The organism is Verminephrobacter aporrectodeae subsp. tuberculatae At4, from assembly GCF_000193225.1.
Classification (GTDB): Bacteria; Pseudomonadota; Gammaproteobacteria; order Burkholderiales; family Burkholderiaceae_C; genus Acidovorax; species Acidovorax aporrectodeae.
The window spans coordinates 1-301 of sequence record NZ_AFAL01000263.1; the positions used below are offsets into that span (position 1 = coordinate 1).

Below are 301 nucleotides of genomic sequence, written 5' to 3' on the forward strand. Positions count from 1 at the left end.
TCCAGCAGCAGGCGCTGCGTTGCCGACTCCTTCACATGGCGGTAGATCACGCGCGCCAGCTTGGGTTTTTCACCGTAATGGCCGTCGTTGCGCTCCAGCGCGACGATTTCGTTCGCGCGCCACTCGCGCAGCTTCATGGGGCCGGAGCCGGCGTAGTGGGTCTTGAGCCAGGCGTAACCCCAGTCGCCGTTCTGCTCCTTGGACAGCAGCAGTTTCCTGTCCACGATCGCGCCCACGTTGGCCGTCAGGCAGTTGAGGAAGAAGCTGGGCGCGTAAGGCTTGTCGGTTTCCAGTGTCAGCG

At 63.5% G+C, this 301-nt stretch carries 1 protein-coding gene; it reads right to left on the minus strand.

Translation table 11 applies throughout. The annotated features are described in order from the left end of the window. Positions 1-301: ABC transporter substrate-binding protein (locus VTU_RS26125; protein WP_040892311.1), on the minus strand; the 301-nt coding region annotated here is incomplete at both ends.